Annotated in this window: 30 protein-coding genes and 1 tRNA gene; 18 read left to right on the plus strand and 13 right to left on the minus strand. The window is 36.4% G+C overall.

All coding sequences use genetic code 11. The annotated features are described in order from the left end of the window. Nucleotides 1–4: 4 nt before the first annotated feature. Entirely contained in the window at nucleotides 5–1,813 is a 1,809-nt protein-coding gene (fliD, locus tag U5B17_RS03260) for a flagellar filament capping protein FliD (protein ID WP_430803942.1), read from the minus strand. Further along, the gene (locus tag U5B17_RS03265) at nucleotides 1,814–2,179 is read right to left on the minus strand and encodes a flagellar protein FlaG (RefSeq protein ID WP_430803943.1); all 366 of its coding nucleotides are present in this window, start codon (nucleotides 2,177–2,179) and stop codon (nucleotides 1,814–1,816) included. It lies immediately after the preceding gene. 110 nt (nucleotides 2,180–2,289) lie between these two features. Here U5B17_RS03265 and U5B17_RS03270 point away from each other — a divergent pair, with 110 nt between their 5' ends. From U5B17_RS03270 to U5B17_RS03330, 13 genes are all read left to right on the plus strand, one after another. Beyond that, on the plus strand, nucleotides 2,290–2,619 hold the full coding sequence (locus tag U5B17_RS03270) for a hypothetical protein (RefSeq protein ID WP_430803944.1): 330 nt from the start codon (nucleotides 2,290–2,292) through the stop codon (nucleotides 2,617–2,619). Continuing rightward, nucleotides 2,616–3,179, plus strand: coding sequence for an RsmD family RNA methyltransferase (locus tag U5B17_RS03275; RefSeq protein ID WP_430803945.1), 564 nt, complete (start codon nucleotides 2,616–2,618; stop codon nucleotides 3,177–3,179). Before U5B17_RS03270 ends, U5B17_RS03275 begins: the two co-directional genes overlap by 4 nt. A 66-nt stretch (nucleotides 3,180–3,245) precedes the next feature. Then, nucleotides 3,246–4,289: a flagellar basal body P-ring protein FlgI gene (locus U5B17_RS03280; RefSeq protein WP_430804266.1), complete on the plus strand. Its 1,044-nt coding sequence runs from the start codon at nucleotides 3,246–3,248 to the stop codon at nucleotides 4,287–4,289. Then, nucleotides 4,289–4,591 carry a rod-binding protein gene (locus U5B17_RS03285; RefSeq protein WP_430803946.1) on the plus strand — a complete coding sequence of 101 codons (303 nt, stop codon included), beginning with the start codon at nucleotides 4,289–4,291 and terminating at the stop codon, nucleotides 4,589–4,591. Before U5B17_RS03280 ends, U5B17_RS03285 begins: the two co-directional genes overlap by 1 nt. A 53-nt stretch (nucleotides 4,592–4,644) precedes the next feature. Beyond that, the gene (locus tag U5B17_RS03290; protein WP_430803947.1) at nucleotides 4,645–4,842 is read left to right on the plus strand and encodes a flagellar biosynthesis anti-sigma factor FlgM; all 198 of its coding nucleotides are present in this window, start codon (nucleotides 4,645–4,647) and stop codon (nucleotides 4,840–4,842) included. A 20-nt stretch (nucleotides 4,843–4,862) separates the two neighbouring features. Then, nucleotides 4,863–5,279: a flagellar export chaperone FlgN gene (locus U5B17_RS03295; RefSeq protein WP_430803948.1), complete on the plus strand. Its 417-nt coding sequence runs from the start codon at nucleotides 4,863–4,865 to the stop codon at nucleotides 5,277–5,279. A gap of 3 nt (nucleotides 5,280–5,282) precedes the next feature. After that, nucleotides 5,283–7,157 (plus strand): flagellar hook-associated protein FlgK, encoded by a 1,875-nt coding sequence (gene flgK, locus U5B17_RS03300; RefSeq protein ID WP_430803949.1) that lies wholly within the window; start codon nucleotides 5,283–5,285, stop codon nucleotides 7,155–7,157. Continuing rightward, a complete protein-coding gene (locus U5B17_RS03305; protein WP_430803950.1) occupies nucleotides 7,154–7,921 on the plus strand; it encodes a TIGR02757 family protein in 768 nt (255 codons plus the stop codon). The genes flgK and U5B17_RS03305 overlap by 4 nt, the downstream gene beginning before the upstream one ends. Nucleotides 7,922–8,071: 150 nt before the next feature. Next, nucleotides 8,072–8,833 (plus strand): TSUP family transporter, encoded by a 762-nt coding sequence (locus tag U5B17_RS03310; protein ID WP_430803951.1) that lies wholly within the window; start codon nucleotides 8,072–8,074, stop codon nucleotides 8,831–8,833. A 113-nt stretch (nucleotides 8,834–8,946) separates the two neighbouring features. Continuing rightward, nucleotides 8,947–9,624, plus strand: coding sequence for a F0F1 ATP synthase subunit A (locus U5B17_RS03315; RefSeq protein ID WP_230056435.1), 678 nt, complete (start codon nucleotides 8,947–8,949; stop codon nucleotides 9,622–9,624). 113 nt (nucleotides 9,625–9,737) lie between these two features. Further along, entirely contained in the window at nucleotides 9,738–11,162 is a 1,425-nt protein-coding gene (gene gatB / locus U5B17_RS03320; RefSeq protein WP_430803952.1) for an Asp-tRNA(Asn)/Glu-tRNA(Gln) amidotransferase subunit GatB, read from the plus strand. A gap of 2 nt (nucleotides 11,163–11,164) precedes the next feature. Beyond that, nucleotides 11,165–12,055 carry an NAD(P)H-dependent glycerol-3-phosphate dehydrogenase gene (locus U5B17_RS03325; protein WP_430803953.1) on the plus strand — a complete coding sequence of 297 codons (891 nt, stop codon included), beginning with the start codon at nucleotides 11,165–11,167 and terminating at the stop codon, nucleotides 12,053–12,055. A gap of 5 nt (nucleotides 12,056–12,060) precedes the next feature. Then, a complete protein-coding gene (locus U5B17_RS03330; protein WP_430803954.1) occupies nucleotides 12,061–13,107 on the plus strand; it encodes a glycoside hydrolase family 3 N-terminal domain-containing protein in 1,047 nt (348 codons plus the stop codon). A gap of 5 nt (nucleotides 13,108–13,112) precedes the next feature. Here U5B17_RS03330 and tmk read toward each other — a convergent pair whose 3' ends face one another. The 7 genes from tmk to murA all read right to left on the minus strand — a co-directional run bounded on the left by tmk (nucleotide 13,113) and on the right by murA (nucleotide 18,139). After that, a complete protein-coding gene (gene tmk / locus U5B17_RS03335) occupies nucleotides 13,113–13,700 on the minus strand; it encodes a dTMP kinase (protein WP_430803955.1) in 588 nt (195 codons plus the stop codon). Next, entirely contained in the window at nucleotides 13,700–14,173 is a 474-nt protein-coding gene (gene coaD, locus U5B17_RS03340) for a pantetheine-phosphate adenylyltransferase (protein ID WP_430803956.1), read from the minus strand. The genes tmk and coaD overlap by 1 nt, the downstream gene beginning before the upstream one ends. Beyond that, nucleotides 14,170–14,730 (minus strand): UbiX family flavin prenyltransferase, encoded by a 561-nt coding sequence (locus U5B17_RS03345; protein ID WP_430803957.1) that lies wholly within the window; start codon nucleotides 14,728–14,730, stop codon nucleotides 14,170–14,172. Before U5B17_RS03345 ends, coaD begins: the two co-directional genes overlap by 4 nt. Then, a complete protein-coding gene (flgA, locus tag U5B17_RS03350) occupies nucleotides 14,727–15,524 on the minus strand; it encodes a flagellar basal body P-ring formation chaperone FlgA (protein ID WP_430803958.1) in 798 nt (265 codons plus the stop codon). The genes U5B17_RS03345 and flgA overlap by 4 nt, the downstream gene beginning before the upstream one ends. Before the next feature lie 68 nt (nucleotides 15,525–15,592). Beyond that, a tRNA-Gly gene (locus U5B17_RS03355) sits at nucleotides 15,593–15,667 on the minus strand. A gap of 43 nt (nucleotides 15,668–15,710) precedes the next feature. After that, complete coding sequence (locus U5B17_RS03360) at nucleotides 15,711–16,877, minus strand: molybdopterin molybdotransferase MoeA (RefSeq protein WP_430803959.1); 1,167 nt, start codon at nucleotides 16,875–16,877, stop codon at nucleotides 15,711–15,713. After that, a complete protein-coding gene (murA, locus tag U5B17_RS03365; protein ID WP_430803960.1) occupies nucleotides 16,874–18,139 on the minus strand; it encodes a UDP-N-acetylglucosamine 1-carboxyvinyltransferase in 1,266 nt (421 codons plus the stop codon). Before murA ends, U5B17_RS03360 begins: the two co-directional genes overlap by 4 nt. Nucleotides 18,140–18,247: 108 nt before the next feature. Here murA and U5B17_RS03370 point away from each other — a divergent pair, with 108 nt between their 5' ends. The 5 genes from U5B17_RS03370 (at nucleotide 18,248) to U5B17_RS03390 (ending at nucleotide 22,867) form a co-directional block, all read left to right on the plus strand. Further along, complete coding sequence (locus tag U5B17_RS03370) at nucleotides 18,248–18,955, plus strand: hypothetical protein (protein ID WP_430803961.1); 708 nt, start codon at nucleotides 18,248–18,250, stop codon at nucleotides 18,953–18,955. A gap of 1 nt (nucleotide 18,956) precedes the next feature. Next, nucleotides 18,957–19,772: a ferritin-like domain-containing protein gene (locus U5B17_RS03375; protein ID WP_430803962.1), complete on the plus strand. Its 816-nt coding sequence runs from the start codon at nucleotides 18,957–18,959 to the stop codon at nucleotides 19,770–19,772. Then, nucleotides 19,765–20,256: a SixA phosphatase family protein gene (locus U5B17_RS03380; RefSeq protein WP_430803963.1), complete on the plus strand. Its 492-nt coding sequence runs from the start codon at nucleotides 19,765–19,767 to the stop codon at nucleotides 20,254–20,256. Before U5B17_RS03375 ends, U5B17_RS03380 begins: the two co-directional genes overlap by 8 nt. After that, nucleotides 20,253–21,617, plus strand: a complete 1,365-nt coding sequence (locus U5B17_RS03385; protein ID WP_430803964.1) for an L-serine ammonia-lyase — start codon at nucleotides 20,253–20,255, stop codon at nucleotides 21,615–21,617. Before U5B17_RS03380 ends, U5B17_RS03385 begins: the two co-directional genes overlap by 4 nt. An 86-nt stretch (nucleotides 21,618–21,703) precedes the next feature. After that, nucleotides 21,704–22,867 carry an NAD(P)/FAD-dependent oxidoreductase gene (locus tag U5B17_RS03390; protein WP_430803965.1) on the plus strand — a complete coding sequence of 388 codons (1,164 nt, stop codon included), beginning with the start codon at nucleotides 21,704–21,706 and terminating at the stop codon, nucleotides 22,865–22,867. A 104-nt stretch (nucleotides 22,868–22,971) separates the two neighbouring features. On the opposite strand, the gene pgsA is transcribed toward U5B17_RS03390, so the two are convergent. Genes pgsA through U5B17_RS03410 form a run of 4 tightly spaced genes read right to left on the minus strand, consistent with a single transcriptional unit; the run spans nucleotide 22,972 to nucleotide 26,454 of the window. After that, on the minus strand, nucleotides 22,972–23,511 hold the full coding sequence (gene pgsA / locus U5B17_RS03395; RefSeq protein ID WP_430803966.1) for a CDP-diacylglycerol--glycerol-3-phosphate 3-phosphatidyltransferase: 540 nt from the start codon (nucleotides 23,509–23,511) through the stop codon (nucleotides 22,972–22,974). Between the two features lie 17 nt (nucleotides 23,512–23,528). After that, nucleotides 23,529–24,317, minus strand: coding sequence for an enoyl-ACP reductase (locus U5B17_RS03400; RefSeq protein WP_430803967.1), 789 nt, complete (start codon nucleotides 24,315–24,317; stop codon nucleotides 23,529–23,531). Beyond that, nucleotides 24,317–25,210, minus strand: coding sequence for a 4-hydroxy-tetrahydrodipicolinate synthase (dapA, locus tag U5B17_RS03405; RefSeq protein WP_430803968.1), 894 nt, complete (start codon nucleotides 25,208–25,210; stop codon nucleotides 24,317–24,319). Before dapA ends, U5B17_RS03400 begins: the two co-directional genes overlap by 1 nt. Beyond that, nucleotides 25,207–26,454: a M16 family metallopeptidase gene (locus U5B17_RS03410; protein WP_430803969.1), complete on the minus strand. Its 1,248-nt coding sequence runs from the start codon at nucleotides 26,452–26,454 to the stop codon at nucleotides 25,207–25,209. The genes dapA and U5B17_RS03410 overlap by 4 nt, the downstream gene beginning before the upstream one ends.

The following is a 26,454-nucleotide window of genomic DNA, read 5'->3' on the forward strand; positions in this document are numbered from 1 at the left end:
TCCCTTAGTCTTTACTTTTTAATTCTGCGTCGATCATAGCTTTTAGTGTTGAAAATTGATTTTCAAGCTTAGCTATTTGCGCATCGTACTTGCTCCATGTGTCGCGCATAGATTGATATTTTTCATTTAGTGTTGTCTGAGCTTTTTCTTTTTCTTTTTCTAATTTTTTGTTTTCTTCTACTAAATTTGAGCTATAAAGTGTAAGCGATCCTTTTTCTCCAGTAAGTTTATCAACTTGTTTAGTTAATTTTGTAAATAAACCCTCTGTTGTCGTGCTCCTTGCATTTACAGTTTGTTCGCTCATACCAAAATTTGCTAGGACATTATTTTTACCTTTTATTTCAATGTCTGCACCATCGCTTATCTTTAGTATTATCCTTGTTTCATCTGGACTCAAACTAGCATTAAGACCTAAAACTCCAGCGCTATTTATGGCTTTTAAAAGTGCCAACGCATTATCTTTTGCGCTTGAGCCAGCACTTGTTTCTTCAAGTTTTATCGTTTGACCATTTATAACCAAGTCTCCCGCTTCAAGTTTTAGAGCACCATCTTTAACAGCACTTGTTCCCATGTAGGTTATAGTCTCAATAGTTGTAGCACCCATGAAAAATTTTCTAACATCTTCTGCATCAGCTGAAAGCTTAGCTGAAAACTGAGACGCGTCAAACTCAAGTTTGCCTTTTTCGTTCATTGTTACGCCATACTGATCTATGCTCTTGCCTTCGTCGTTTTGACCTGTTAAAATTCTATTAAGTGTTTGTCTTATAGATGTTATCTCGTTTATGCCTTGCAAATATCCAGACTTGCCAGTTTCGCTATCATAGCTCGTAGCTTTGTCTAAGTTTTCTGTTAAAAGGTTATACTGCTCTACCATCTCTTGTACAAATTTACCAAGGTCGGCTGTATCTTGAGTAACATTAAAACTTGATTTACCAACTTCATTTAGTGTTATCGATATGCCAGAACGCAAGTCATCAAATTTATTTGTCGTTCTAGTTATCTCAAGACCGTTATAGTTAAATTTTGCATCTTGTGCTGTTGTAAGCCTATTTTTTTCAAGATTTGATGTCATTTTTGGTGAGCCATCTTCATTTGTTAAGAGATTGCCTTTTTCGTCTTTGTCTTGAAATTTCGTACTGTCTAGACCTATTTTAGCTAACGAGTCGCCAGTTTTTTGTGTAAGGGTAAAAGATTGATCCGCGCCAGTGCTTGCTGATTGGATAACCATCTGATAGCCATTTCCTACATTTATCATCCTAGCTTGCACATCAGCGCCCGCCCGCTCATTTATCATATCTGCTAGATCTTGATATGTTGTCGAAGCTTTAACATCTATAGAGTGTTTGACTCCGCGTATCTCTATCTCAAAGTTTGAGTCTTCGGTTATACCTATAAGTTCAGATGGGCTTGTAAATTTATTTGTCTTAAAGCTATCTCTTTGTGCTAGTTGCGTGACATCTAGTGAAAGGTCTTGCACGCTTACACCAGAAGCAACAGTGATACTAGCGCTTGTTCCAGTAGAGCTTACCGCTCTTTTTGCATAGTTTGACTCATCAGTTAATTTAGAAAATGATGAATTTACATTATTAAGCAAGGTGATAACAGCATTAACATCGTCTTTGATATCAGTATTTTTTTCAATCTTTCTAGTCATTGGATTTACTTGAGCTGCTTCGTCTGCCGCCTTTAGTTTATTAAGTAAATCATCACTAAGCTTGTTGCTACTGCCTAGACCAAGCGTTCCGTATTTTGATGTGTTTGCACTCGTTGTTGGTGTACTAGCACTTGAAGTGCTTGATGAAACCTCTGCCATTTAACTCTCCTTGTCAAAAAGCATGCCGATGCTTTCCTTAAAATACTTTGATATTCTTAGCGCCTCTTTTGTTGGAAGCTCTCTTATAATATCGCCCGTGTTTGCCTCCCTAACTTGCACAACCATAACTTTATCAGACATATTAAAGCTGAATCTTATATTTGTATCAAGCTGTTGCATCTGAAAATTTAACTTCTCAGTAATATCTTCAAGTTTTAGCTTTGCCTCCTCTTGAGAAAGTCCGTTAAACTCATCCACATCTGCTTTTACAGATGCACTAGTTGGCTCAACCTCTCTAGTGTGTGGGTTAGAGACAACCGTATCTACAATTGGCTGGCTAATAATTGAATTGCTTGGAATTTCCATTTTTTCGCTCCTTGAAAAATCTTTACATGGGTATATCGTTCTTTTTTTGAAAAACTTTATAGTATTTTATAATTTTTTTGCTAAAATTATGCAAATTTAAAAGGAAAGTTATGAAAATTTCGTTTGAATGCGAGTGCATTATGCTTCAAAAGTCGCTTCTGCTTTTTTGTAAAGAATTTGTCTCGCCACACAAAGAGTGTGATTTTGTCGTGTCTGATACTCAAGTAAGCTCTCAAAAACCAGTTTTTTTGATAGACTCACACATAAATTTACCATTTTCAAAACAAAATTTACTAAATGCGCTTGAGGAGTTTTATTTTGCTATTCAGATAAAGCAACCAAGTTTTAAGATAAAGGGCGAAAATTTTGAGGCAAAGCTTGATGTATTGTTGACAAATTTTAAAAATGACCTGATAGCTCTTGTAAAGGCTGAGAGTTGAGACTTTTTGCTACTATCTCGACTGGAAAATTTAAAGGCAAAAAGATAGAGCTCCCAAGCTTAAAAATAACAAGAAGTACAAAAAGCATCGTAAAGGGTTCATTTTTTGATACGGTGCGTGACGAACTTTATGGTAAGGTTTTTATCGAGGGATTTGGAGGAAGTGCTTTAATGGCGTGCGAGGCGTTTAGCAATGGTGCAAAAAGCGCCATTGCTATAGAGATAGATAAAGATGCCTTTAAGCTTACATCAAAAAATATGGCTAGTATCGATAAAAATTTAAAAGCCATACATGGCGATAGTTTTGCACTTTTGCCAGCTATCATAGCATCTGCAAGTGAATCAGTTGTGCTCTATCTTGATCCGCCGTTTGACATCAGAGATGGCTTTAGTGATATTTATAAAAAGACGATAAAAATGGTAGAAAGTCTAGATGAGAGTAAAATTTTCATGATAGTTTTTGAGCACTCATCTCAGATAAAATTTGATGAGAAAATTTCTAATTTTACTATGTTTAAATCAAAAAAATTCGGCGCAACTACACTAAGTTACTACTCATAATCAAAATTTGGAATAATTTTTGCTTATATATCGCAGTTAAATCCAAAAAGGACTGTGATGAAGAAAATTCTAGCAACGATATTTTTCATACTTCTTGCGCAAAATTCTTTTGCGACACAGATAAAGGACATCGCAAGTGTCATAGGTGTGCGCGAAAACCAGCTTATCGGATATGGTTTGGTTGTAGGGCTAAATGGCACTGGCGATGGCTCAACATCAGAATTTACGATACAAGCTTTATCTAACATGCTTCAAACCGTAAATGTCAAGGTAAATCCAGATGATATAAAGTCAAAAAATACAGCAGCCGTTATAGTTACAGCTACTTTGCCACCATTTGCAAGACATGGCGATAAACTTAATGTAACTATCTCGTCTATTGGAGATGCTAAAAGTCTTCAAGGTGGAACACTGCTTATGACGCCTTTAAAGGCTGTTGATGGTGATATTTACGCGCTTGCGCAAGGCTCGGTTAGTATCGGAGGCAAAAATGTTGGTCGCGGTGGGAATAATCATGTAACAGCTGGAAATATACTTGGTGGGGCGCTTGTTGAGCGTGAGGTGGCATATGACTTTGCAACACAGCAAAGTGTAAATTTAAGCCTAAAAACTTCAAGCTTTAAGACCGCAAACCAGCTTCAAGAGACAATAAACGCAAATTTAGGAGATGAGATAGCCTTAGCTATAGATGCTCGCACGGTTGTGCTTAGACGACCAGATGATGTGAATTTAATCGAGCTTATGAGCCGTATTTTAGAGCTTGATATAGACTATAAGGCTGATGATAAGATAGTTATAGACGAGCGAACTGGCACGATAGTTAGTGGTATAAATGTAAGCGTTGATCCAGTTGTTTTAACACATGGCGATATAACGATAAAGATAGAACCAAATTCTTATGAAAATTTAGCTGATAATGACATTGACTTACAAGATGGAGCAGCTATTAGTGCGCCAGCAAATCTTATAAAAATAAAAGATGAAAAAACAACTATAGCAAGCGTAGCTAGAGCTTTAAGTAAACTTGGTGCAAGCCCTAGTGATATCATAGCTATCATAGAAAATTTAAAGCGTGTAGGCGCGATACATGTTGATGTGGAGATTTTATAATGAAGATAGATAATACTATGGCGTTAAACTCATACTCAAATTTGCACACAAATAAGCTTACTCAGCCCTCTCAAGAGAGCCAAGATAAGCTTTTGCGTGAGCAAACAGATGCGTTTGAAGCATTTATGGTAAAGCAAATTTTAGATATTGCACTAAAAGAGGACGAAAAAAACTCACTTTTTCCAAAAACAGCAGGTTCTGATATATATAAATCAATGTACAATGACACGATGAGTGGTGCTTTGAGTGGAAATTTAGGATTTAGTGATATTTTGTACGATTTTTTAAAGCAAAGGGGTTAAGAAATTTCAATTTATGCCGATATGTTGGGTGAGAAATCATATAAAGGTTTAAAATGATAAGTTCTTTAGGCGTAAATCAAGGTCTTCAAACAGGTCTGATAAACAAATCAACAGATCTCAAAAAAACTTCTGATGTTAGCCAGAGTGAAAAAAGTGACAAGGTGGCACAAATTTCTGAGGCGATAGCAAATGGAAGCTATAAGATAGATATTAGTAAAACAGCAAGGGCGATAGCACAAACTCTTGCTTAAATTAAAGTGGTAAGGTTAGGATGTTAAAACAATATATAAATGATGCCATAGGCACACTTGATGGGCTTATAAAGACTACCGAGCAAGATATAGAAAATATAAAGCAAGCCAAACACACAGCGGTTGATGAGAGCGTAAAAACAAAAAATGCTCTCATTAGAAAATTTGAGGATACAAAAAGGGCTTTGGATAAAGAGCTTGTGCGTCTTTCAAAGATTGATGGTGGGCAAAATTTGGCTGATGTTTTGGACGATGAAGTCAAGTCCAAACTAGTGCTTATGCGTGAAAAACTAGAAACTCTAAATGTAAAAAATAGAGAGTATGCTAGACATGTTGTTTTGGTAAAAGACTTTTTTGATTCGCTTGCAAAGGAAATTTTTAAGTCTCAAGATGGAGAGTATTCAAGTGAAACAAATACATATAAAACAAGGGTTTAAATAATGGCAAATATCTTTCTGTCACTAAACACTGGTGTATCTGGACTAAATGCAGCCCAAATGCAAATCAGCACAACTGGTAATAACATAACAAATGCAGATAGTAACTACTACACACGCCAGCGTGTTGTTCAATCAGCTTCTATGTCGCTAAATACTGTCCCTGGTGGTGTTGGCACTGGAACACAAGTAGATACGATAGTAAGAATTCATGATGAATTTACATACGGACGACTAAAAAGTGCATCATCAAATTTAGAAAATACATCCTACAAACAACAAATTTTACAAGAGGTAGCTCAGTATATGCCAGATCTTGAAGATGTTGGGATAGCGATGGATATGAAAGAGTATTTTGGTGCATGGAATGATTTTGCTTCAAATCCAGACGACGGCGCCCAAAAGCTAAATTTGCTAAACAAAGCTGCTACAATGTCACAGCACATCTCTACAACGGCTCAAAATATCGATAAGGTTCATCATGAGCTTGATAGGATGATAGAGATAAATATAAACGAGATAAACCGTCTTGGAGAACAAATAGCAAAGATAAATAAAGAGATAAACCGCGTTGAGAGCGGAAAAGACTCTGGCATAAGGATAAATGCAAATGATCTTCGCGATAAGCGTGATGAGCTTGAGCTTGCGATGTCAAAGCTTGTAAATGTCGACTCGTTTAAAAATGATATTAGAAGCAATATGCCAGTTGATAGCGGTATCACAGATGAGGGTAGATGGTATTATCTAAATATTGGTGGTGTAAGTATAGTTGACGGTGTAAATTTTCATCCTATTCAAATAGAAAGAAGCACGCAAAATAACGACTTCTCAACTATTTTTTATGAGCGTGAAGATGGTAGAAGAATTCCTATGGAAGATAAAATCTACAATGGAAAAATAGGTGCTGCACTTGATCTTAGAGGAAGGCATTTTGACCAAAATTCTTATAAATTTTCAGATGGAACCATACAAAAATATATTGATAATCTAGATAACTTTTCGCGCACGCTTATACACAATACAAACAATATCTATGCTGAGTCTGCGATGGAGATGGCTAGTACTGATGAACACTCATATCTAACACCAGCTACAACATTAAGAAACTACTCAAATGAGATACAAGACGGCACTTTTGATGTGATAGTTTATGATAATCAAGGTGCCGAAGTAGCTAGAAAAACTATAAATGTTAATGGCACAACAACGATGGCTGATGAGACTTATGGTAACTCAATTGTTGGCGAATTTAACTCAAATTCTGATGATAATAATGACAATAATATGTTAAATGATGTTGATGATTTTTTCTCTGCATCTTACTTTTATGACAAAGTGAGTAATAAAGGAACATTTGCTATTACACCAAAACACGCACAAGGTACTTATAGCATAGCCTTTGAAGATAAAGGCACAAATTTTCCTGGTGTTATAGGTATAAGTAAATTTTTTAAAGGTGAAAAAGCAGCAGATATGGCCATAAGTGATGAGTTTAGAGCTGATCACACAAAACTAAAAGGTTACTCAAAGCCTGTCAGTGGAAATAATGTAGTTGCAAATAAAATGGTTATGATGCAGTACAAAGAGCTTACATTTTATAATAACGGCATGGCTCAAAGCAAAACCGAGACTATTGAGGGGTACTATCGCTATCTAACAACAGACATAGCAAGTGATACAGAGAGTAATAATACGCTTCATGAGACACGCAAGTCGCTATTTAAAACAGCTGAAAGCGAATTTCAGTCAATTAGTGGTGTAGATACTAACGAAGAACTAACTAACCTTATTCGTTTTCAGTCTAGTTATGGGGCTGCGGCAAAGATTATTACAACAGTTGATGAGATGCTTGATACACTGCTTTCGCTTAAGCAATGACACTTAAAGATACTCTTGAAGCTCATGTTGCTGTTAAAAATAGTGGCGATGAGCTTTTTTCTTACGCTGATCCACTTCAAGTCGCTAGCTGTTTCAAAGACCCCTATATTTCGCTTATTTGCGCTCTTTTTGCCTATGGAAATGCTAAGCTGATTGTAAAATTTCTAAATTCTCTTGAATTTGATTTGCTTGATGAAAGCGAGCAAGTTATTAAAAAAAATCTAGAAAATTTTAAGTACCGCTTTCAAAATATAGAGGATGTAAAGCAAATTTTTATAACTCTATCTCGCTTTAAAAAAAGTGAGGATATCGAGCATATAGTTCAAAATGGCTTTAAAAAAAAGGGACAGATGATAGATGGGATAAACGAGCTTATAAAATTTATCTACTCTTTAAACGACTATCGCTCAGATGGTTATGAATTCTTTTATGGTAGAGCCTTTACAAATAGTCCACAAAGCCCATACAAACGCTATAATATGTACCTTCGTTGGATGGTTCGTGATAGCGATATAGATCTTGGTTTGTTTAAAAATTTGCCAAAAAGTGAGCTTTTACTACCACTTGATGTACATACTCATAGAATTTCCCTCTCACTTGGACTTTGTAGCCGTAAAAGCTATGACTTTCGCTCAGCCTTTGAGATAACTCAAAAACTTCGTGAATTTGACTCAGATGACCCCATAAAATATGACTTTTCGCTATATCGTATAGGACAAAAAGGTGAGCTAGAGAGAGTTTTAGTTGAGTTAAATAAATTTTAACTTAAATTAATATAATTTTACCACATGCTCCCATTTGCTTGTAGCTAGCAAACTAAATATAAAATAAAAGCAAATTTATTATCTTTAGTATTTACTAAAAATTTATAAAAATATTATAATATTTATTTCTTATTCATAAGAGGGGTGAGTATGGAGTTTGATATTATAGCGTATTGCGTTTTTTTTGCTGCTGCTTTTTTGGGCGGTTTTATCGACGCCATTGCTGGTGGCGGTGGGCTTATAACTCTTCCAGCCATAATGGCTATGGGTGTTCCGCCTCATATGGCGCTCGCTATAAACAAGCTTCAAGGAAGCTTTGGAACACTCACTGCTGTGATAAATTTTTCTCGCAAAGGCATGGTTGATTACAAGCAAATTTTTCTTGGCATCATATTTACTTTCATTGGTGCTTGTATCGGGACTGCTCTTATTTTGATGCTTGATGCTAAAATTTTGCAAATCATTATCCCATTTTTTATGGTAGCTATATTTTTATATACACTTTTTGCTCCAAAAATAGGTGAAGAAGATAAAAAAGCTAGAATGAATGTAAAAGTTTTTTATATCACTTTTGGACTCTTGCTTGGTTTTTATGATGGCTTTTTTGGCCCTGGTGCTGGGTCATTTTGGATGTTTGCTATGATAGCACTTATTGGACTAAATATGAAAAAAGCAGTAGCGCATACAAAAGTACTAAATTTTGTAAGCAATATCGTATCTCTTGGTGTTTTTATCATCGGTGGACAAGTACTTTGGCTTGTTGGTTTATTGATGGGAGTAGGGCAGATAGTTGGAGCTTATGTTGGCTCAAATATGGTCATAAAAAAAGAGGTAAAATTTATCAGAACCATGTTTTTGATAGTAGTTGGGGCAACTATTTTAAAGCTTGTTTATAGCTATTTTTTCAATTAAAATATAAATTTTTTATGAAAATAGCCCAAATTTTCATTATCTTAAAATACTTTTAACATTTATTTTGCTAAAATCAGCCTAAAATTTTAAATACTAAAAAGAGGGTTTTGTATATGAAAGATATTTTTCTTTTTTCAAATTTGATCTATGATAGCCACGCATTTGTCTATATTTTTCACTTTTGTTTAGTCGCTTTAATCATAGTCCTAGTCGCTAAATTTGCCACATCAAAAATGCAGCTTGTTCCAAGAGGGCTTCAAAATATCGTTGAGGCATATCTTGAGGGGGTTGTTTCTATGGGTAAAGATACTCTTGGTAGTGAAACGCTTGCTCGTAAGTATCTTCCGCTGGTTGCTACTATCGGTTTTGTTGTCTTTTTTTCAAACGCCATTGGCATTATCCCAGGCTTTGAATCACCAACTTCAACTCTAAATTTGACCCTTACGCTAGCATTAGTTGTATTTGTTTATTATAACTATGAGGGTATTAAGAAAAACGGTTTTGTTGGCTATTTTAAACATTTTATGGGACCAAGCAAGGCTCTTGCGCCACTTATGTTTGTTGTGGAGATAATCTCTCATCTTTCTCGTATCGTTTCACTCTCTTTCCGTCTTTTTGGTAACATCAAGGGTGATGATCTCTTCCTTTTGGTTATGCTGACTCTTGCTCCTTTTATCGCACCACTTCCAGCGTATGCACTACTTACGCTTATGGCGGTACTACAGTCATTTATATTTATGATGCTAACTTATGTATATCTTGCTGGCGCTGTTGCTGTAGAAGAGCATTAATATAAATTTAACTTTATTTTTGGCGAGCTCTTTTTAGGGTCTCGCCTTTTTTTATGCCAAAAATTTAGATAAAATTTGCTAAAATACACATAAAATCAAATAAAAGGTATAAAATGTTTGAAGTCGTTATAGGACTTGAAGTTCATACTCAATTAAACACTAAAACAAAAATTTTCTGCTCTTGTGCTACTAGTTTTGGAGAAGAGGCAAATACAAATGTATGTCCAACTTGCTTGGCACTTCCCGGAGCCTTGCCTGTTCTAAATAAAGAAGCTGTTAAGAAAGCTATAAGCTTTGGAACTGCGGTAAATGCAAAAATAAATAAAAAATCAGTCTTTAATCGAAAAAATTATTTCTATCCAGACCTGCCAAAGGCATATCAAATTTCGCAATTTGAAGTACCGATAGTCGAAGGAGGTGAGCTTTTTATCGATGTTGATGGCAAACAAAAGCGCATAGGCATAACTAGAGCACACCTTGAAGAAGATGCTGGAAAAAATATCCATGAGGGTAACGGTAGTTTAGTTGATCTAAACCGTGCTGGAACGCCTTTGCTTGAGATAGTTTCTGAGCCTGATTTGCGAAGCTCTGATGAAGCCGTAGCTTATCTTAAAAAACTACACTCTATTTTGCGCTTTTTAAACATAAGTGACGCCAATATGCAAGAAGGTTCGTTTCGTTGTGATGCAAATGTTAGCATTAGACCAAAAGGCGACACAAAGCTCTATACGCGCGTAGAGATAAAGAATTTAAATTCATTTCGCTTTATTCAAAAAGCTATTGATTATGAAGTCGAGCGCCAAAGTATAGCGTGGGAAGATGGAAAATATGATGCTGAAGTATACCAAGAAACTAGGCTTTTTGATACTGTAAATTTAGTAACTCGTTCAATGCGTGGCAAGGAAGATAGTGCTGAGTATAGATATTTTCCAGATCCTGACTTGTTGCCAGTAGAGATTTGTGATGAGATGTATAACGAGGCTATTCTGATTCCAGAGTTAGCTGAGCAAAAGATAGCACGCTATCAAAGTGAATTTGGTATAAAACAAGCAGATGCTGAAAATTTGGTTTCAAGTGTTGAGATGGCAAAGTTTTTTGAAGAGCTTATAGAGGCTAAAATTTCACCAAAACTAGCCACTACTTGGCTTCTTGTAGAGCTTAACGGGCGATTAAAAAATGGCATTACTATTGAAACTAGCCCTGTTGGAAGTGCAAAGCTGGCACAGCTTTTAGCTCGCATTGAAGATGGGACTATAAGTGGCAAGGCTGCTAAGGATGTGTTAGATCATCTAATGCAAAATCCAAGCGAAAATGTAGATGATATTATCGAAAATCTAGGTTTAAAACAAGTTAGTGACGATGGTGCTATAGTGGCAATAATCGAGCAAATTTTAGCTACAAACGCTGATAAAGTAGCAGAATATAAAGCCGGAAAAGAGAAGATGTTTGGCTTTTTTGTAGGTCAGGTGATGAAAGAGGGTAGAGGTGCTTTTAATCCAGTGAAAGTAAATGAAATTTTAAAACAAAAATTAGGCTAAAAATGAAAATAGCAGTCATAGGTGCTGGTAAATGGGGTACGGCACTTTTTCATGCCATAAGAGAAAATCACGAGTGCGTAATAACATCAAGAACTCCAAGAGATATGCAGGATTTTGTTGGTTTAGATGAGGCTTTAAAGTGTGAATATTTAGTAAGTACTGTACCCACTCAAAGCGTAAGTGAGTGGCTTGTAAAAAATTTTAAATTTAAAAATCAAAAAATTTTAGTTGCAAGCAAGGGGATAGAAACTAGTACAAATCGCTTTTTAAATGAAATTTATGAGAATTTCTTACCATGTGAAAATTTAGCCTTTTTGTCTGGTCCAACATTTGCAAAAGAGGTTGAAAAAAAACTACCATGTGCACTTGTTGTAAGCTCAAAAGATATAAAACTTGCTAAAAAATTTGCTAGTTTTTTTCCAAATTTTATGAAAGCCTACGCTGATGATGATATTACAGGGGCTGAAATTTGCGGTGCTTACAAAAATGTTATAGCCATAGCTGGCGGTATTTGCGATGGACTTGGACTTGGCAACAATGCTCGTGCCAGCCTTATATCTCGTGGTCTTGTGGAGATGGCTAGATTTGGTAAATTTTTTGGAGCAAAAGATGATACATTTTTAGGTCTTAGTGGGGCAGGAGATCTTTTTTTGACAGCTTCATCCGTGCTTTCACGAAATTACAGAGTAGGCATGGGGCTTGCTAAAAATGAAAGTTTGGATAAAATTTTAGACGATCTTGGCGAAGTTGCTGAGGGCGTTCCTACTGCAAAGGCTATTTGCAATATAGCCAAAAAAAACAATATTTATACGCCTATTGCCGCTGAAGTTGCTGCGATGATAGATGGCAAAGATGTAAGTCAAAGTGTAAAAACACTACTGAGTAAAAAGTGATAATAATGATAAAAATTTTAATATTTTCCTTATTTATGTGTTTAAATCTAAGTGCCGCTGAGCCTACTTTGCGTGCTATGGTGGCGCAGATGGTTATGGTCGGTTTTAATGGTTCAAGTCTTAATGAAACTAGTGTAAAAGTGATGATTAGTGATGCAGGATACTCTCGTTTTGGAGGTGTAATGCTACTAGGGCGAAATATTAAAGATAAAGCAGGACTAAAAGCTCTTACTCTGGCCATTAAAAACAAAGCTCCAAATTTATTTATAGCTATCGATGAAGAGGGCGGTAAAGTAAGTCGCTTAGGTGGGCTTGGAGTTAAATTTATCAGCGCAAAAGAGGTTGGCGAAACGCTTGATATAAAGCAGGCGCACGAGCTTTATTTAAAGATGGGTAAAATTTTAAAAGAACTTGGCATAAATATGAACTTTGCTCCAGTTGTTGATCTTCATAGTGATGCTTCACCAATTATAGGCAAAAAAGAGCGTGCTTTTAGTGCAAATGGTGCAAAAGTAAGCCTTTATGCAAATACTTTTATAGATGCGATGGGTGCAAACGGTATCATTAGTGTTATGAAACATTTTCCAGGGCACGGCAACTCAGAAAGTGACTCACATAAAGATAAAAGTGTAGTAAAGCTTACTCGTGATGCACTTTTGCCTTATAGAGATGCTATCTCGCAGGGTAGGGCTTTGGCTATTATGAGCGGACATCTTTATGTAAGCAACTTAGATGACAAAAATCCAGCAACCCTTTCGCATATAACCATAAACTCACTTCTTAGAACGGAGCTTGGATTTGGTGGTGTTGTGATAAGTGATGATATGCTTATGAAGGGCGTTGGTACAGAGCCTTTGAAAGAGAAAATTTTTAAGTTTATAAACGCTGGCGGGGATATTTTGCTTTTTAGTGAATTTAATCTAGATGGTCGCAAGAGCGCAGAGCTAGTAAAGCAACATATCATAGACCTTGTAAATGAAAAACGAATAAGCAAAGAGCGTATAGAGACCTCATATAAGCGGATAATGAGCCTAAAAAAGCTGATAAAATAGTTTTATCAGCTAAATCCTAAAAAATCAACTATCTTGCCGTGAATTTGATCTTCCGTTTTGCTAGCATCTATAAAAAGTGTATCAAAGCTTTGACTTTGTAAAAATTTGTGCATATTTTCTTGTACCTTCAAAAGATACTCTAGTCCTCTGGCTTCTATTTTATCTTGTGTTTTTCGCTCAAAGAGCCTTTGTTTTACAAGTATTTTATTGGCGTAAAAAAATATAATTTTTTCTGGTAACACACCGTTTAAGGCAAATTCATTCATAGCCAAAAGTTCTTTTATGTTTAAGCTTTTATCGTTTGTTATGGCGTAAGATATACCAGAGACAAAACCTCGGTCGCTTAATATAAGCTTGTCTTTGTTTGGCATAATAAGCTTTTGCATGTGTTCGGCACGATCAGCTAAAAATAATAAAAGCTCGGCACGGCTTGAGAGAAAAAGATTGTTTTCAAGTAAAATTTGTCTTGCAAATTTGCCAAACTCACTTCCACCAGGCTCTTTTGTAACGATAGCATTTGGAAATTTTCTTGCTAAAAGTGAAATTTGCGTACTTTTGCCAACACCATCAATGCCCTCAAATAGCACATACATTAGTTTTTCTCGCTTAAAAATGGCAAAATTTCATGCGGAACTAGCTTACTAACATCGCCTTTATGATTTAAAACAGAACGGACGATAGAGCTTGATATGAAAGCATTTTTTAAACTTGGCATCAGATAAACTGTCTCAAATTCCTCCCAAAGTGCGGCATTTGCATAGCCAATTTGCAGTTCATACTCAAAGTCACTAACGGCACGAAGCCCACGAATGACTGTATTTATACTGCGCTCTTTAGCAAAATCAACAAGTAAATTATCAAATCTCTCGACACTTACACACGGTAAGTTTTGAACTGACATTTGTGCCATTTTAACGCGCATATCAGTATCAAACATTGGGTGCTTACTATCACTTTTTGCAACCGCAACGATAACTTTATCAAAGATCTTTATGGCTCTTTTTATAACATCAACATGCCCGTTTGTTATCGGGTCAAATGTCCCTGGATAGATACATGCTTTCATTGTATTTCCTGCCATCTTTTGTAAAATTTGTTTTTGATATTAGCCGCATCAAGCCACTTACCTATGATAAAATTTTCAATCTCATCTACGCTTTTTGAGTCCGCGTAGTAGCCTAAAACCGGTGGCGCTATCACTGCTCCGTAACTTGAAAGTTTTGCCATATGCTCTAAATTTAGTGTAGAAAATGGCATCTCTCTTACGCCAAGGATTAGACGCTGTCTTTGTTTTAGTGCAACGGCTGTGACCCTTGTAATAAGCGTATCGCTTATGCCTGAGGCTATTTTGCCAAGAGTGTTAATAGAGCAAGGAGTGATAAAAACAACATCACTCATAAATGAGCCAGATGATATCTGAGCCGATAAGTCGGTATTTTGATAAATTTTACCCTTAAAATCCAAAAGCGTATTATCCATACTTAATCCATTTTCAAGCAAAAAAACATCTTTTGCGCCATTGCTTACTATTAGATGTGTGTCACAAATCTCATCAAGCGCAAAAGCAAGCTTTATCCCAAGCCCTGTGCCACTTGCACCACTTATCCCAATAACCGCTTTCATCTTATTATAACCTCTTTTTTCGAGCTTACTGTTGCTTTGTAAATTTTGCCATCGTTTGTTTTTACGCTTATTAGCTCTCCTAAATTTCCACTCCCAAGAGCCGTAACTTCGGTTATGACACTTAGTGTGCCTTCATTTATGACTGCATTTAACTTATCGCCTTTATTTATCAAAGAAAGCTCGATAAAGTGGCGCTTTAAAAGTACCTCTCCAGGTTTTATATTTGCCCTTGAAACAAGTCGAGCAGTACTAAAGCTTAAGAGTGAACCGCGGTCAAATTTATTAAAATCAACAAAGTGCTTTGCATAATCAGTAGCCCCCAAAATGCTTTTTGGCTTTAGTTCATTTAACGCTATAAAAACTGGCATTTGTGCATCAAAACTATAAACAAAATAGACATTTTTAAGGCTAAAATCATTTTTTTCAAAAGCAGCCCTGAAGGTTCCTGTGGACTTTACATTTTCGCCTAGAAAAATTTCTTTAAATTTTAATCCACTTTCTAGTTGTGATTGTGGTTCAAACCTTATGCTTGATACATTAATACCCATAAATCTATCGCTAAGCTCTCTTAAAAACCTCTCTTGCAAGAAGTCCATCGCTGTACAATCTTTAACAAAGGCAACGCTCCCGCCACTTTTGTCAACAAAACTTTTAAAATTTGCAGTTAAAATCTCACTAAGCTTTGAGCTGTCTATTTTTGCAGCACGGCGATATAAAAGGTTTAAAATTTCGTTATCTTCGCCCTCAAAGCCAAATGTTTTTAGTGTAATAGCATCCTCTTTAACACAATACATAGCGTATATATTTACTGTATTTGCATATATATTAGTAGTAAAGATGAAAAAAAATGTGAGTAAAAATATGGAGCGGGAAACGAGATTCGAACTCGCGACCCCAACCTTGGCAAGGTTGTGCTCTACCCCTGAGCTATTCCCGCAACCAAATCGAAGTCCGCATTTTACCACTTTTTTTCTCATTTGTCAAGATATTTTTAAAATTTTTATCATGTTATCTTTTAAAAGTTCACTTTCGTGAGGTTGTGAAAGATATATGGCGTTACTTTTTATGATAGGAGTTATCATCCCTGAGCCAAATTTGTTACCATCTATGACCGAAATTTCCCCATTTTCATTGATATTGCAAAAGACTATATTGCTTCTGCCTTGTTTAAATTTTATATTTTCACGAATTTTGCCAGTTTGTATCTGAAGCGGTGTGTCAGAAATTAAAGGTAAAGCAAGCAACATAGCGCATAAAAATGCTGCCATAGGGTTTCCAGGTAAGATAAAAACTATTTTTTTATCTTTTGCAAATGCTTTGCAAGGACCACCAGGTCGTATATTTATATATTCAAATAGCTCTTCATAGCCAAGCTTGATAAGCGCGTCTTTCATATAGTCAGCCTCGCCTTTGCTGGCTCCACCAGAGCAAAAAATAACATCAAAATTTTGTGCATTTCTCAAGGCTTCTATCGTGTCTTGTAGTTTATCTTTTATGATGCCTTTATATGAAAAATTTAACCCCTTCTCTTTTAAAAGTGCGCCGATACCATAGGCATTTGCGTTATAAATTTCAAAATCATCAGCGCTTTGCCAAGGCTCTTTTAGCTCGTCACCACTTGAAAATATGGCGATACTTGGTTTTTTTAAAACGCTAATGTGAGAAATACCCTGTGAAGCTAAAAGCATGATGTGAGCAGCTCTTAGCTTTGTTTTAGCTTTTATCAAGAGTTCGCCAGCTTTTATCTCTTCCCCGCAAAAACGGTGCGCTTCGCCCTTTTTTAGCTTTTCGTTTGCATAAATTTTACCATCTTTTATAATGGCATCTTCAAGCCTGATGACAGTGTCCGCACCTTTTGGGAAAAGTGCCCCAGTCATTATTTTAACACACTGATTGCCACTTATGCTTAGTTGCTTTTTTTCTCCAGCAAATATACTATCAATTAGCTCATAGCCATCTTCTTTGTTGTCATATATCACAGCATAGCCATCAAGAGCTGAGTTGTCAAATGCTGGTAGATTTTTTATAGCCAAGATATCATCTGCTAAAATTTCACCCACAGCTACTTCTATCGGGACGATTTTACTAGCTTTTATGTTAAAATTTTGCCTTAAAATTTCTTTTGCTTGCTCAAATTCTACTTTCATTCGCTAAGCCTTGTTATATCAGCACCAAGTGCTTTAAATTTAAGCTCTAAATTCTCATATCCACGGTCAAGATGATAGATCCTGTGAACCCTTGTTTCACCTTTTGCCACAAGTGCAGCCAAAACAAGTGCAGAGCTAGCTCTTAGGTCTGTTGCCATAACATCAGTTGCGTTTAGCTCAAGACCTCCTTGGATATGCGCTATATGTCCATTTAATCCAATATCAGCGCCCATGCGGGCAAGCTCGCTTACATGCATAAAGCGATTTTCAAAAAGTCTCTCATCTATAGTGCTTACGCCTTGTGCTATTAAGGCAAGTGCCATAAATTGAGCCTGTGCATCAGTCGGAAAGCCAGGATATTCGGTTGTTACAATGTCACAAGGCTTTACTTTTTGTGCTGGCAGGATAGTTATCTTATCTTCTAAAATTTCAAAACCAAAGCCCATTTGCTCTAGCTTAGTTAGTATCGCGACTAGGTGGGCTGGATTTGATTTTGTGATAGTTATTTTTGAGTTTGTGATAGCTCCAGCGCAAAGATATGTTGCAGCCTCGATGCGGTCTGGTATCACGGTAAAGTCAGCTATATCAAGCAAAGATTTGGCACTTCCTTTTATCACAAGTTCATCTGTTGCGATGCCAGTTATCTCTATTCCAGCTGCTACTAAAATTTCACATAACTGAACGACTTCTGGCTCTTTTGCGACATTTATAAGATGTGTTGTTCCTTTTGCCAGAGCTGCTGCCATTATAATGTTTTCACTCCCAGTTACAGTTATCTTGTCAAAAACTATACGAGCACCCTTTAGCCCATCTGGAGCTGTTGCTACAACATAACCATCTTTTATCTCGATATTTGCGCCCATTTTCTCAAGTGCACTAAGATGTAGGTCTATGGGGCGCTGACCTATCGCGCATCCACCAGGAAGACTCACCTCGCAATGCCCAAACCGCGCCAGAAGCGGGCCTAGAACAAGTATGGAAGCTCTCATCTTTCTTACGATGTCATAGTTTGCCTTTGTTGAATGTATGGCGTTTGTATTTATTTTTAGTGAATTTGGAGTAAGAAATTCGCACTTTGCACCCAAATTTGTAAGTAATTGAACGAGTGTTTTTATATCAGCAACATTTGGGATATTGTCCAAAACAACTGTATTTTTTGCCAGTAAAGTTAGTGCTATAAGTGGTAAAGTAGCGTTTTTTGCGCCACTTATAGCAACTTCACCACTAAGCTTTGCTCCACCTTTTATTTTTAAATAATCCATCTTTAGCCTTATTAAATTTTTAAAGATTATACACATTTTTTGCTTAGATTTGCTTTTGTTTAATATTAACTTTGCTACAATAGCATAAAACCAACAATCGGAATTCCAATGAAAAATTTAATGTTTATTTCAGTTTCAGTAGCTTTTTTGCTTACAGGTTGCTCGTTTTTTAATGCTCCAAAACCAAATGTAGATGAGATTGGCGCTACTAAAATTTACCAAGAAAAGCCTGTTTTAGGGGATTTTGATGGCAAAGAAGCAAATGTTGCGCAAAATATGGTTTTAAATACAAATGATAAATTTTTACTTTCAAAATATGTAGGAAAAAAGACTGGTCATGACTGTTCAAGTTTTGTTTCTATTGTCAATAAAGATCACTTTAATTTATACTATGCTGAAAAAGATGTGATGAAATTTTATGATGCAAGTGGAAGAAAGTCAAAAGCGATTTTTAACCTTTACGAGAGTAAAAAGCTGATAAATTTTGATATGCCAACAGCTGGCGATTTGGTGTTTTTTGCAAACACTATGGGAAGCGGAATTAAAAAAAACAAAGATAAAAAAAATATCACACATGTAGGCATAGTAATGCAAGTTTTTGAAGATGCGACGATAGAATTTGTTCATTATACAAAAGGTAAAATTTATCGTGATTATATGAATTTAATAAAGAAAGACACCCATAAAGAGGGTGATAAAAACATAAATAGTTATGTTGTAAAGTGCAAAAAAAATAAAGCAACTTGTCTAGCGTCACATAGATTTGCAGGATATGGCAAGGTAAATCAAGATAAAATGCCTAAAAAAAGAGATTAAAATGTACTTTTTTGATGAGATATGGGATATTATAAACGAGAATGAAAAAGAGATAAAATTTCTGAAATTTGATAACTTTTATACAAAATTTAAAACAACAAAAAAGCAAAATTTTACTAGAGATATCAAGGCAAAGCCACTAACTAGACCGTGCTATGAGAAATTTTGTAAAGTTGTAGCCATGAAAGATATAAATAAAAAAATACCATCCCATCAAAAACAGCTAAATTTCTTACACAATATCGCACATATCGAGTTTTCTGCTATCGACATTGCCCTTGATGCAGCATATAGATTTGAGAATTTGCCTTACAATTATTATGCTGACTGGCTTGAAGTAGCACAAGATGAGATACACCATTTTAAGATGATAGAGAAACTTTTAGGAGAATACGGTGCAAAATACGGCGACTTTGAGGTGCATGATGGACTTTTTGTAGCACTTTGTAAAACCCAAGATAGTTTAAAAAAGCGTATGGCTCTTTTGCCAAGATATATGGAGGCAAATGGACTTGACGCAAACGCTCATATTATTAAAAAGCTAAGTCAAGAGGCTGGAAATGAAAAAATTTTAGACGCACTAAATGTCATTTTGGCTGAAGAAGTTAGTCATGTTAGTAAGGGCAATCGATGGTTTAGCTATGCTTGCGAGCTTGAAGGTACAAGCACTGATGAATATATAAATATCGTTCGAGAGCTTTATCCTAATGCCTTTGCTAGTGCTAGAGAACTAAATGAAGAGGCAAGGCTTAAGGCGGGCTTTAGTGCGGCAGAGCTTGAGGCTATAAAGTCTGTGGCAAGGGGGAGAAATGGGTAAAATTTACTTTATGCGGCATGCAAAAGCCGAAGAGAAAAAAGATAGCAAAAAAGACTTCACTCGCGAGCTTAGCAACCGAGGTAAAGGGGATTTAAAGCTTATGGCAAAGGTTTTAAAAGAGCTTAATGTTGGTGCAGATGCAGTTTTTTACAGCGAAGCAACAAGATGCGAGCAGAGTGCAAAAAAACTTTGTGAGATGATAAAAATTAAAAAAAAACCAAAGAGTGTAAAAAGCTTTTATAATGCTGGAAGTGAAGAAATTTTAGAGTTTGTAAGAAGTCTTGATGAGAGATTAAATGAAATTTTTATCATAGCTCACAACCCAGCTATAACAGAAATTTGTGAGCTTTTAAGCGACTCAGTGATTGGCAATATTCCAACAAGTGGTATTTTTGCACTTGAGTTTGAACAAGCATACAAAGAAGCAAACGAGGGATGTGCGAAAATTTTATTTTTTGAATACCCTAAAAAATATAAAAAATGAGCAACTTAGAAATTTTTAAGATAGGTATTGGACCAAGCTCATCTCATACTCTTGGACCTCTTATTGCGGCAAATAAATTTTGTGAAAATTTAGAACCTTATCTTGATAAAATTTCTCGTATAAAAGTTCAACTTTTTGGCTCGCTCTCGCTAACTGGAAGAGGGCATTTAAGTGATAAGGCTGTTATCTGGGGGCTTTGTGGATTAAGCGCAAGTGAGCTAAATGCAAATTTGCAAGAAGAGATCATAAGCTTAGCCTTAAGGCAAAATATAATAAAAATTTGTGGAAAAAAGCAGATAAGTTTTAACTACGATAACGATATTGTTTTTGAAGATAAATTTCTAAAATTACATGAAAATGGACTTATTTTTAGTGCTTTTGATAATCAAAGTGAAATTTTAAAAAAGACATTTTACTCCATTGGTGGTGGCTTTGTAATGAGCGAAGCAGAGCTTAGAAACTGCCTTTTAAGAAAAGAAGATGTTACAAAAAACGACTTAGCTTTAGTGCAAGTAAATAACGCTACTGATGCTGTGAAAATTTGCGAACAAAACGGCTGGGATTTAGCCGAGCTCTCTTTAAACTATGAGCTTCAGTTTCACTCGCTAGATACCATAAAAAGCTACTGCTCTAAAATTTGGGAAACTATGCAAGGCGTCTATGCCTCTGGAATAAATCCAAAAGAGCCAAATTTGCCAGGGATATTAAATTTACACCGACGCGCCAAAGGACTTTATGCGCGACTTTACGCAAATGATGATCCTATGGCTATAATAGACTATATCTCGCTTTATGCTATTGCTATTGCTGAAGAAAATGCAAGTGGCGCAAAGGTCGTAACTGCCCCAACAAATGGCGCTTGCGCCGTGATACCTGCTGTAATGCTCTATCTAAAAAACCACACACAAATTTTTAGCGAAGAAAAGGCGGTGAAATTTTTACTTACAGCTATGATGATAGGCTCATTTTATAAGAAAAATGCGAGCATAAGTGGTGCGGAGGCTGGCTGTCAGGCAGAAGTCGGCTCAGCTAGTTCAATGGCAGCTGGAGCGATGGCTACGATATATGGTGCAAATGCTAGCGTGGCGTGTAGTGCTGCTGAAGTAGCTATGGAACATCACTTGGGACTTACTTGCGATCCTGTAGGTGGACTTGTGCAAATTCCTTGTATTGAACGAAATGCTTTTGGAGCGATAAAAGCCATTGCTGCTGCTAGAATGGCGATTATTAGAAAAAGCACACCTAGAGTTGGGCTTGATGAAGTGATAAAAACAATGTACGAAACAGGCAAAGATATGAACTCAAAATACAAAGAGACTGCACTAGGAGGTCTTGCTATTAATGTTGGAAGTGTGTGTTAGCCTTAACTTGTGATATTAAAATTTAAAATTTTATAAAAAATCATCTAGAAATAGCTATAATAACAAAAACCAATCAAAGAGATAAAATGAGACCAAATATCGTTGTTATCGGTGCTGGCTATGCTGGTGTTTCTTTTTTAAAAAGTCTTGATGAAGCCTGTTTTAGGCTTGCAAATTTTACTATCATTAATAAAAATTCCTATCACTATCACTCCACTATGCTTCATAAGGTAGCAACCGCTGAAAAAAGCGGTAAGATCATGTTTGATCTGCGGGAATTTTTACATCCTGAGATAAAGATAGTTCAACAAGTAGTAACTGATATAGATGAGGCAAACCATAGGGTGATAACGGAATTTGGCGATTTTAGGTATGATTATTTGGTCGTGGCGGCTGGATTTGAGAAGGAGAGTTTTAACCTAAAGGGCATTGAAAATGCGATGTTTATCGACTCATATATCCAATCAGGAAAAATAGCAGAGCGTTTAAAGCTTAAATTTGATGAGGGTTTTGAGAGTAAAAAGGGTCTTAAAGTTGCAGTTTGCGGCGGTGGGCTTACTGGGATAGAGTTTGCTGCTAGTTGTGCGGATATGCTACGAAAAAAGTGTGAGTTTTACGGCGTTAGCAATGAGATGGCTAGTAAATTTAGCGTGCATCTGATAAGCTCTACGCCAAGACTTTTAACATTTTTTAGTGAAAAATTATCCCAAAAAACAGCCGATAAACTTACCGAAAAAGGTGTAAAAATTTTGCACTCCACTCGCATAGATAGCTTGCAAAATGGTAAAGTAGTGTTTCAAAACGGCAACACGCTAGATGCTGATATAATCATATGGAGTGCGGGTGTAAAGGGCGCTAGTATAGTAAGTGATAGCGATGTGGAAAATGAGCGCGGACGCGTAAAAGTCGATGATACACTAAAAGCGATAGGCAGCAAGCATCGCTATTATATCGGCGATGTGAGTGCGGTAAGTGATGGTAAAGGTGGCTTTTATCCGCCGACAGCTCAGATAGCGTGCGAGCAGGGTGAGTTTTTAGCTAGGCATTTTAAAGCTATGCTTTTTGGTGAAAAAACTGATGAGAAATTTCGCTTTAAAAGTAATGGTATGATATGCTCTATCGGACATAGTTACGCGACGGCGCAAGTTTTGGGGGTAGAACTTAGCGGATGGATACCGGCATTTTTAAAGACGATGGTTGAGAAAAAGTGGAATGCCAAGTTGCTTGGATTTAGGGAGATATTTTTATAAATTTTGCTTTATTAGATTTTTATAAGATAAAATTTACAAAAGCTTTTTGATATTTTAGTTTTTGTATCTAAAAAAGTCTTTTGTGCTTAAGCTCTCATCAAGGCTTACGCACTTATCGCTTTTATATATGCTCTTACATACTCATATCCAGAGTATATCGTAAGTGCGACAGCTATCCAAAGTAAAATTTCAGCGCCCCACCACTGCATGGTTAAAAACCCAATCGCTATCATTTGCGCGACGGTTTTTACTTTGCCAGCCATAGAGGCTGAAACTTCTACGCCATCACTTGCCATCACTACACGAAAACCTGTGATGAAAAATTCTCTTATAAGGATAAGATACACAGCCCATGGGCTAGCACGCTCTATCATCATAAGCCCTAAAAATGCCGCAAGTGTTAGCATTTTATCTGCTAGTGGGTCAAGCACTGCGCCAAGCTTTGTCTTTTGATTCCAAGCACGTGCGATGTAGCCATCAAAAAAATCAGTTACTGAGGCTATCACAAAGACAAGCCCAGCAAAATAGTTTATCCAGCTGATGTGAATCTCAGATGTTATGCGAGCTAAATCAACAAGGATAAAAAACATCACAGGCGCAAGAATGATACGAAAACCAGCAAGAGCATTTGGCAAATTTATCATTTTTTATCTTTTAATTTTTATTTAAATGTGGTTCCACCATCTATTATAAAGCTATGACCCGTGACCCAGCTTGCCTTAGATGAGCATAAAAATACACATGCACCAGCTAAGTCCTCAGGCTGTCCCATACGGTTTAAAGGACTTAATTTGGATGTATAATCGCGCACCTCTTCATAGTTTGTAAACGCTCTAAGAGCATCTGTTTCGATCGGTCCACCGCTTACTACATTTACGCGGATATTTTTTTCACCAAGCTCGGTAGCTGCGTAGCGCGCCATGGCTTCGACCGCCGCCTTTGCTGTACCGTGACCTGAATAGTTTTCGATATATACTAAATTCCCAGTCGAGCTTAGAGATATGATAGAGCCACCACCCACTTTTTCCATGCGCTTTGCAGCCTCTTGAGAGCCTACTACAAAGGCATTTACAGTTGCGGTAAAGATGTTGTTGATACCGCGTGGTTTTAGCTTCATAAATTTAGTGTATCCGCCAGCAACTGCTCGACCTGAGATTATGGCATTTGATATGAAAAAATCAACCCTATCAAAGTCCTCATCTATTTGAACAAAAAGCTCCTTATATGTCTCAGGCTCAAGAATATTTAGCGCATAGGCACGCGCTTTTATGCCATATATTTTTTCTAGCTCGCTGGCTTGAGTTTTTGCTAACTCTTCGTTTGAATTAAAGGTAAAAGCTATATTTGCTCCAAGCTTTGCAAACTCAAGCACAATGGCTCGACCTATACCTCTTGTTCCGCCGCTGATAACCAGCGTTTTACCTTTAAATTCACTTTGTAAATTATCCATTAAAATCCTTTTATCTCATATTTTTTTATTACATTTTCAATCTTTGCAAGATTTTCTTGACTTGGTTCGCAAAGTGGGAGACGATACTCAAGTGTTGGCGTAATCCCCGCTATAAACATAGCTGCTTTTATCGGTATAGGGTTGCTTTCGCAAAAGAGAATTTTGTTAATGTCATAAAGTCTGTCATTTATCGCTTTTGCTTCTTTAAATTTTCCATCTATGGCTAAATGACAAAGGTTTGCTATCTCATTTGGAAGTAGGTTTGAGGTTACGCTTATAACGCCTTTCCCTCCATTTGAAATGATAGGGTAGTTTATCGCATCTTCCCCGCTATAAACTAAAATTTCAGGTTCATGAGCGAGTATATCTACGCAACGATCGATATTTCCAGTAGCTTCTTTGATACCTATCACATTTGGACACTCTTTAAAAATTCTAATAGCCGTTTGAGGTAAAATATCTGAGCCCGTGCGACCTGGCACATTATAAAGCACGACAGGAATTTCAACGCTTGCTGCTAGTGCTTTATAGTGGCGATAAAGCCCTTCTTGCGTTGGTTTGTTGTAGTAAGGAGCTACTGAAAGTATACCGTGCGCGCCGTGACTTTGAGCAAACTGAGCGATACCGATAGCCTCATGAGTGGCGTTACTTCCAGCGCCAGCTAAGACTTTTGTATTAGTTCCTTTGCATGCCTCAACTGCTATTTCGATACAAATACGATGCTCATCGTGCGTTAGTGTGGCACTTTCCCCAGTTGTTCCAACTGGCACTACAACATCTATGCCATTTTTTATTTGGCGTTTTATCAGCTTTTCATAAGTTTGCTCATCTACTTTTCCATTTTTAAATGGTGTTATTAATGCTGTCATACCACCTTGTAAAATTTCGCTCATTGATCTTCCTTTTTGAGTATTATCGTCGTTGAATGTTTGTCTATAAAGTATTTTTTGGCTATCTCTTGAAGCATTTTAGAGTCTATGTTTTCGATATTTGCTTCAAATTCATAAAGAGGCTTTATGTCACCTCTTGCAAGATAACTTCCGTATAAATTTGCCACCCTAGTTGCACTTTCAAACGAATAGACAAAATCACTTTTTATTAAATTTTTAACACGCAAAACATCATCTTTTGCGATACTTTTTGACTTTAAATTTTTTATTATAGCTAAAATTTCTTTTTCAACATCAAGCGCATCTATACCTGGGTTACAAACCGCAAGAAATATAAATAAATTTTCATCAATGCTGTCAAGGTTGTAAGCATAAATTTGATTTACAAGCTGAAGTTCATCTATCAAGACTTGCTGCAAGATTGAGCTTTTACCACTGCTAAGATATTCGCTAATAGCATTTAGACCTATTTGATCTTTATGGTTAAATGGTGGGGTTTTATATGCTATGGCTAGCATTTGCGTTTGAGTATCTTTGTATATAATCGCTCTTTTCGCTCCGTCTTGGACTGGCTCGATACAGTGAAGTTTTGGCGGTTTTTTGCCATTTTTTATACCATCAAATTTCTTTTTTGCTATCTCAAAAGCCTCTTTTTTGCTTACATCTCCACTGATTAAAAGTATAGCATTTTGTGGCTGGTAGTAAGTTTGATGAAATTCACGAATATCTTCAATGCTCCAGTTTTCTATATCTTTTATAAAGCCAATAGGCGTCCAGTGATATGGATGATATATAAAAGCATGGTTAAAAAGCCTAAAATAAAGATAGCCGATTGGATTATTATCCGTGCGCCACCTTCGTTCTTCATGCACAACATCACGCTCAGGCTGAAATTCTTTGTCTTTTAGGTTTAAATTTTGCATAAGCTCAGCAAAAAGCTCAAGACCTTTTTCTAAATTTTGATTTGAACATTTTATGTAATAATGAGTATAGTCAAACCCAGTGCTGGCGTTATTTGTGCCACCAAAGCCTTTTACTATCTCATCAAATTCTCCAGCTTTTAAATTTTTGGTTGATTTAAAATTTAGATGCTCTAACATATGTGCGATACCACTTTTGCCCATCGTTTCATTTCTTGAACCAACCTTGTAAAATATATCAAGGCTTATAACTTTTGAGCCTTTATTTACCGGTAAGTGATAAATTTCAAGCCCATTTTTTAGTTTTATTTTGTTAAATTTTATCAA

The sequence above is a fragment of the Campylobacter australis genome, assembly GCF_050586305.1.
GTDB lineage: Bacteria > Campylobacterota > Campylobacteria > Campylobacterales > Campylobacteraceae > Campylobacter_A.

Excerpts from the sequence above, each read along its gene's own strand:
- U5B17_RS03375 (WP_430803962.1), top strand. The coding sequence starts at position 18,957 with ATGTACTTTTTTGATGAGATATGGGATATTATAAACGAGAATGAAAAA.
- U5B17_RS03270 (WP_430803944.1), top strand. The coding sequence starts at position 2,290 with ATGAAAATTTCGTTTGAATGCGAGTGCATTATGCTTCAAAAGTCGCTT.
- U5B17_RS03370 (WP_430803961.1), top strand. The coding sequence starts at position 18,248 with ATGAAAAATTTAATGTTTATTTCAGTTTCAGTAGCTTTTTTGCTTACA.
- murA (WP_430803960.1), bottom strand. The coding sequence starts at position 18,139 with ATGGATTATTTAAAAATAAAAGGTGGAGCAAAGCTTAGTGGTGAAGTT.
- U5B17_RS03290 (WP_430803947.1), top strand. The coding sequence starts at position 4,645 with ATGATAAGTTCTTTAGGCGTAAATCAAGGTCTTCAAACAGGTCTGATA.
- U5B17_RS03400 (WP_430803967.1), bottom strand. The coding sequence starts at position 24,317 with ATGGATAATTTACAAAGTGAATTTAAAGGTAAAACGCTGGTTATCAGC.
- pgsA (WP_430803966.1), bottom strand. The coding sequence starts at position 23,511 with ATGATAAATTTGCCAAATGCTCTTGCTGGTTTTCGTATCATTCTTGCG.
- U5B17_RS03325 (WP_430803953.1), top strand. The coding sequence starts at position 11,165 with ATGAAAATAGCAGTCATAGGTGCTGGTAAATGGGGTACGGCACTTTTT.
- U5B17_RS03390 (WP_430803965.1), top strand. The coding sequence starts at position 21,704 with ATGAGACCAAATATCGTTGTTATCGGTGCTGGCTATGCTGGTGTTTCT.
- U5B17_RS03330 (WP_430803954.1), top strand. The coding sequence starts at position 12,061 with ATGATAAAAATTTTAATATTTTCCTTATTTATGTGTTTAAATCTAAGT.
- U5B17_RS03360 (WP_430803959.1), bottom strand. The coding sequence starts at position 16,877 with ATGAAAGTAGAATTTGAGCAAGCAAAAGAAATTTTAAGGCAAAATTTT.
- U5B17_RS03380 (WP_430803963.1), top strand. The coding sequence starts at position 19,765 with ATGGGTAAAATTTACTTTATGCGGCATGCAAAAGCCGAAGAGAAAAAA.
- flgA (WP_430803958.1), bottom strand. The coding sequence starts at position 15,524 with ATGTATTGTGTTAAAGAGGATGCTATTACACTAAAAACATTTGGCTTT.
- U5B17_RS03385 (WP_430803964.1), top strand. The coding sequence starts at position 20,253 with ATGAGCAACTTAGAAATTTTTAAGATAGGTATTGGACCAAGCTCATCT.
- U5B17_RS03305 (WP_430803950.1), top strand. The coding sequence starts at position 7,154 with ATGACACTTAAAGATACTCTTGAAGCTCATGTTGCTGTTAAAAATAGT.
- U5B17_RS03310 (WP_430803951.1), top strand. The coding sequence starts at position 8,072 with ATGGAGTTTGATATTATAGCGTATTGCGTTTTTTTTGCTGCTGCTTTT.
- fliD (WP_430803942.1), bottom strand. The coding sequence starts at position 1,813 with ATGGCAGAGGTTTCATCAAGCACTTCAAGTGCTAGTACACCAACAACG.
- gatB (WP_430803952.1), top strand. The coding sequence starts at position 9,738 with ATGTTTGAAGTCGTTATAGGACTTGAAGTTCATACTCAATTAAACACT.
- U5B17_RS03285 (WP_430803946.1), top strand. The coding sequence starts at position 4,289 with ATGAAGATAGATAATACTATGGCGTTAAACTCATACTCAAATTTGCAC.
- U5B17_RS03345 (WP_430803957.1), bottom strand. The coding sequence starts at position 14,730 with ATGAAAGCGGTTATTGGGATAAGTGGTGCAAGTGGCACAGGGCTTGGG.
- tmk (WP_430803955.1), bottom strand. The coding sequence starts at position 13,700 with ATGTATGTGCTATTTGAGGGCATTGATGGTGTTGGCAAAAGTACGCAA.
- coaD (WP_430803956.1), bottom strand. The coding sequence starts at position 14,173 with ATGAAAGCATGTATCTATCCAGGGACATTTGACCCGATAACAAACGGG.
- U5B17_RS03265 (WP_430803943.1), bottom strand. The coding sequence starts at position 2,179 with ATGGAAATTCCAAGCAATTCAATTATTAGCCAGCCAATTGTAGATACG.
- dapA (WP_430803968.1), bottom strand. The coding sequence starts at position 25,210 with ATGAGCGAAATTTTACAAGGTGGTATGACAGCATTAATAACACCATTT.
- flgK (WP_430803949.1), top strand. The coding sequence starts at position 5,283 with ATGGCAAATATCTTTCTGTCACTAAACACTGGTGTATCTGGACTAAAT.
- U5B17_RS03315 (WP_230056435.1), top strand. The coding sequence starts at position 8,947 with ATGAAAGATATTTTTCTTTTTTCAAATTTGATCTATGATAGCCACGCA.
- U5B17_RS03295 (WP_430803948.1), top strand. The coding sequence starts at position 4,863 with ATGTTAAAACAATATATAAATGATGCCATAGGCACACTTGATGGGCTT.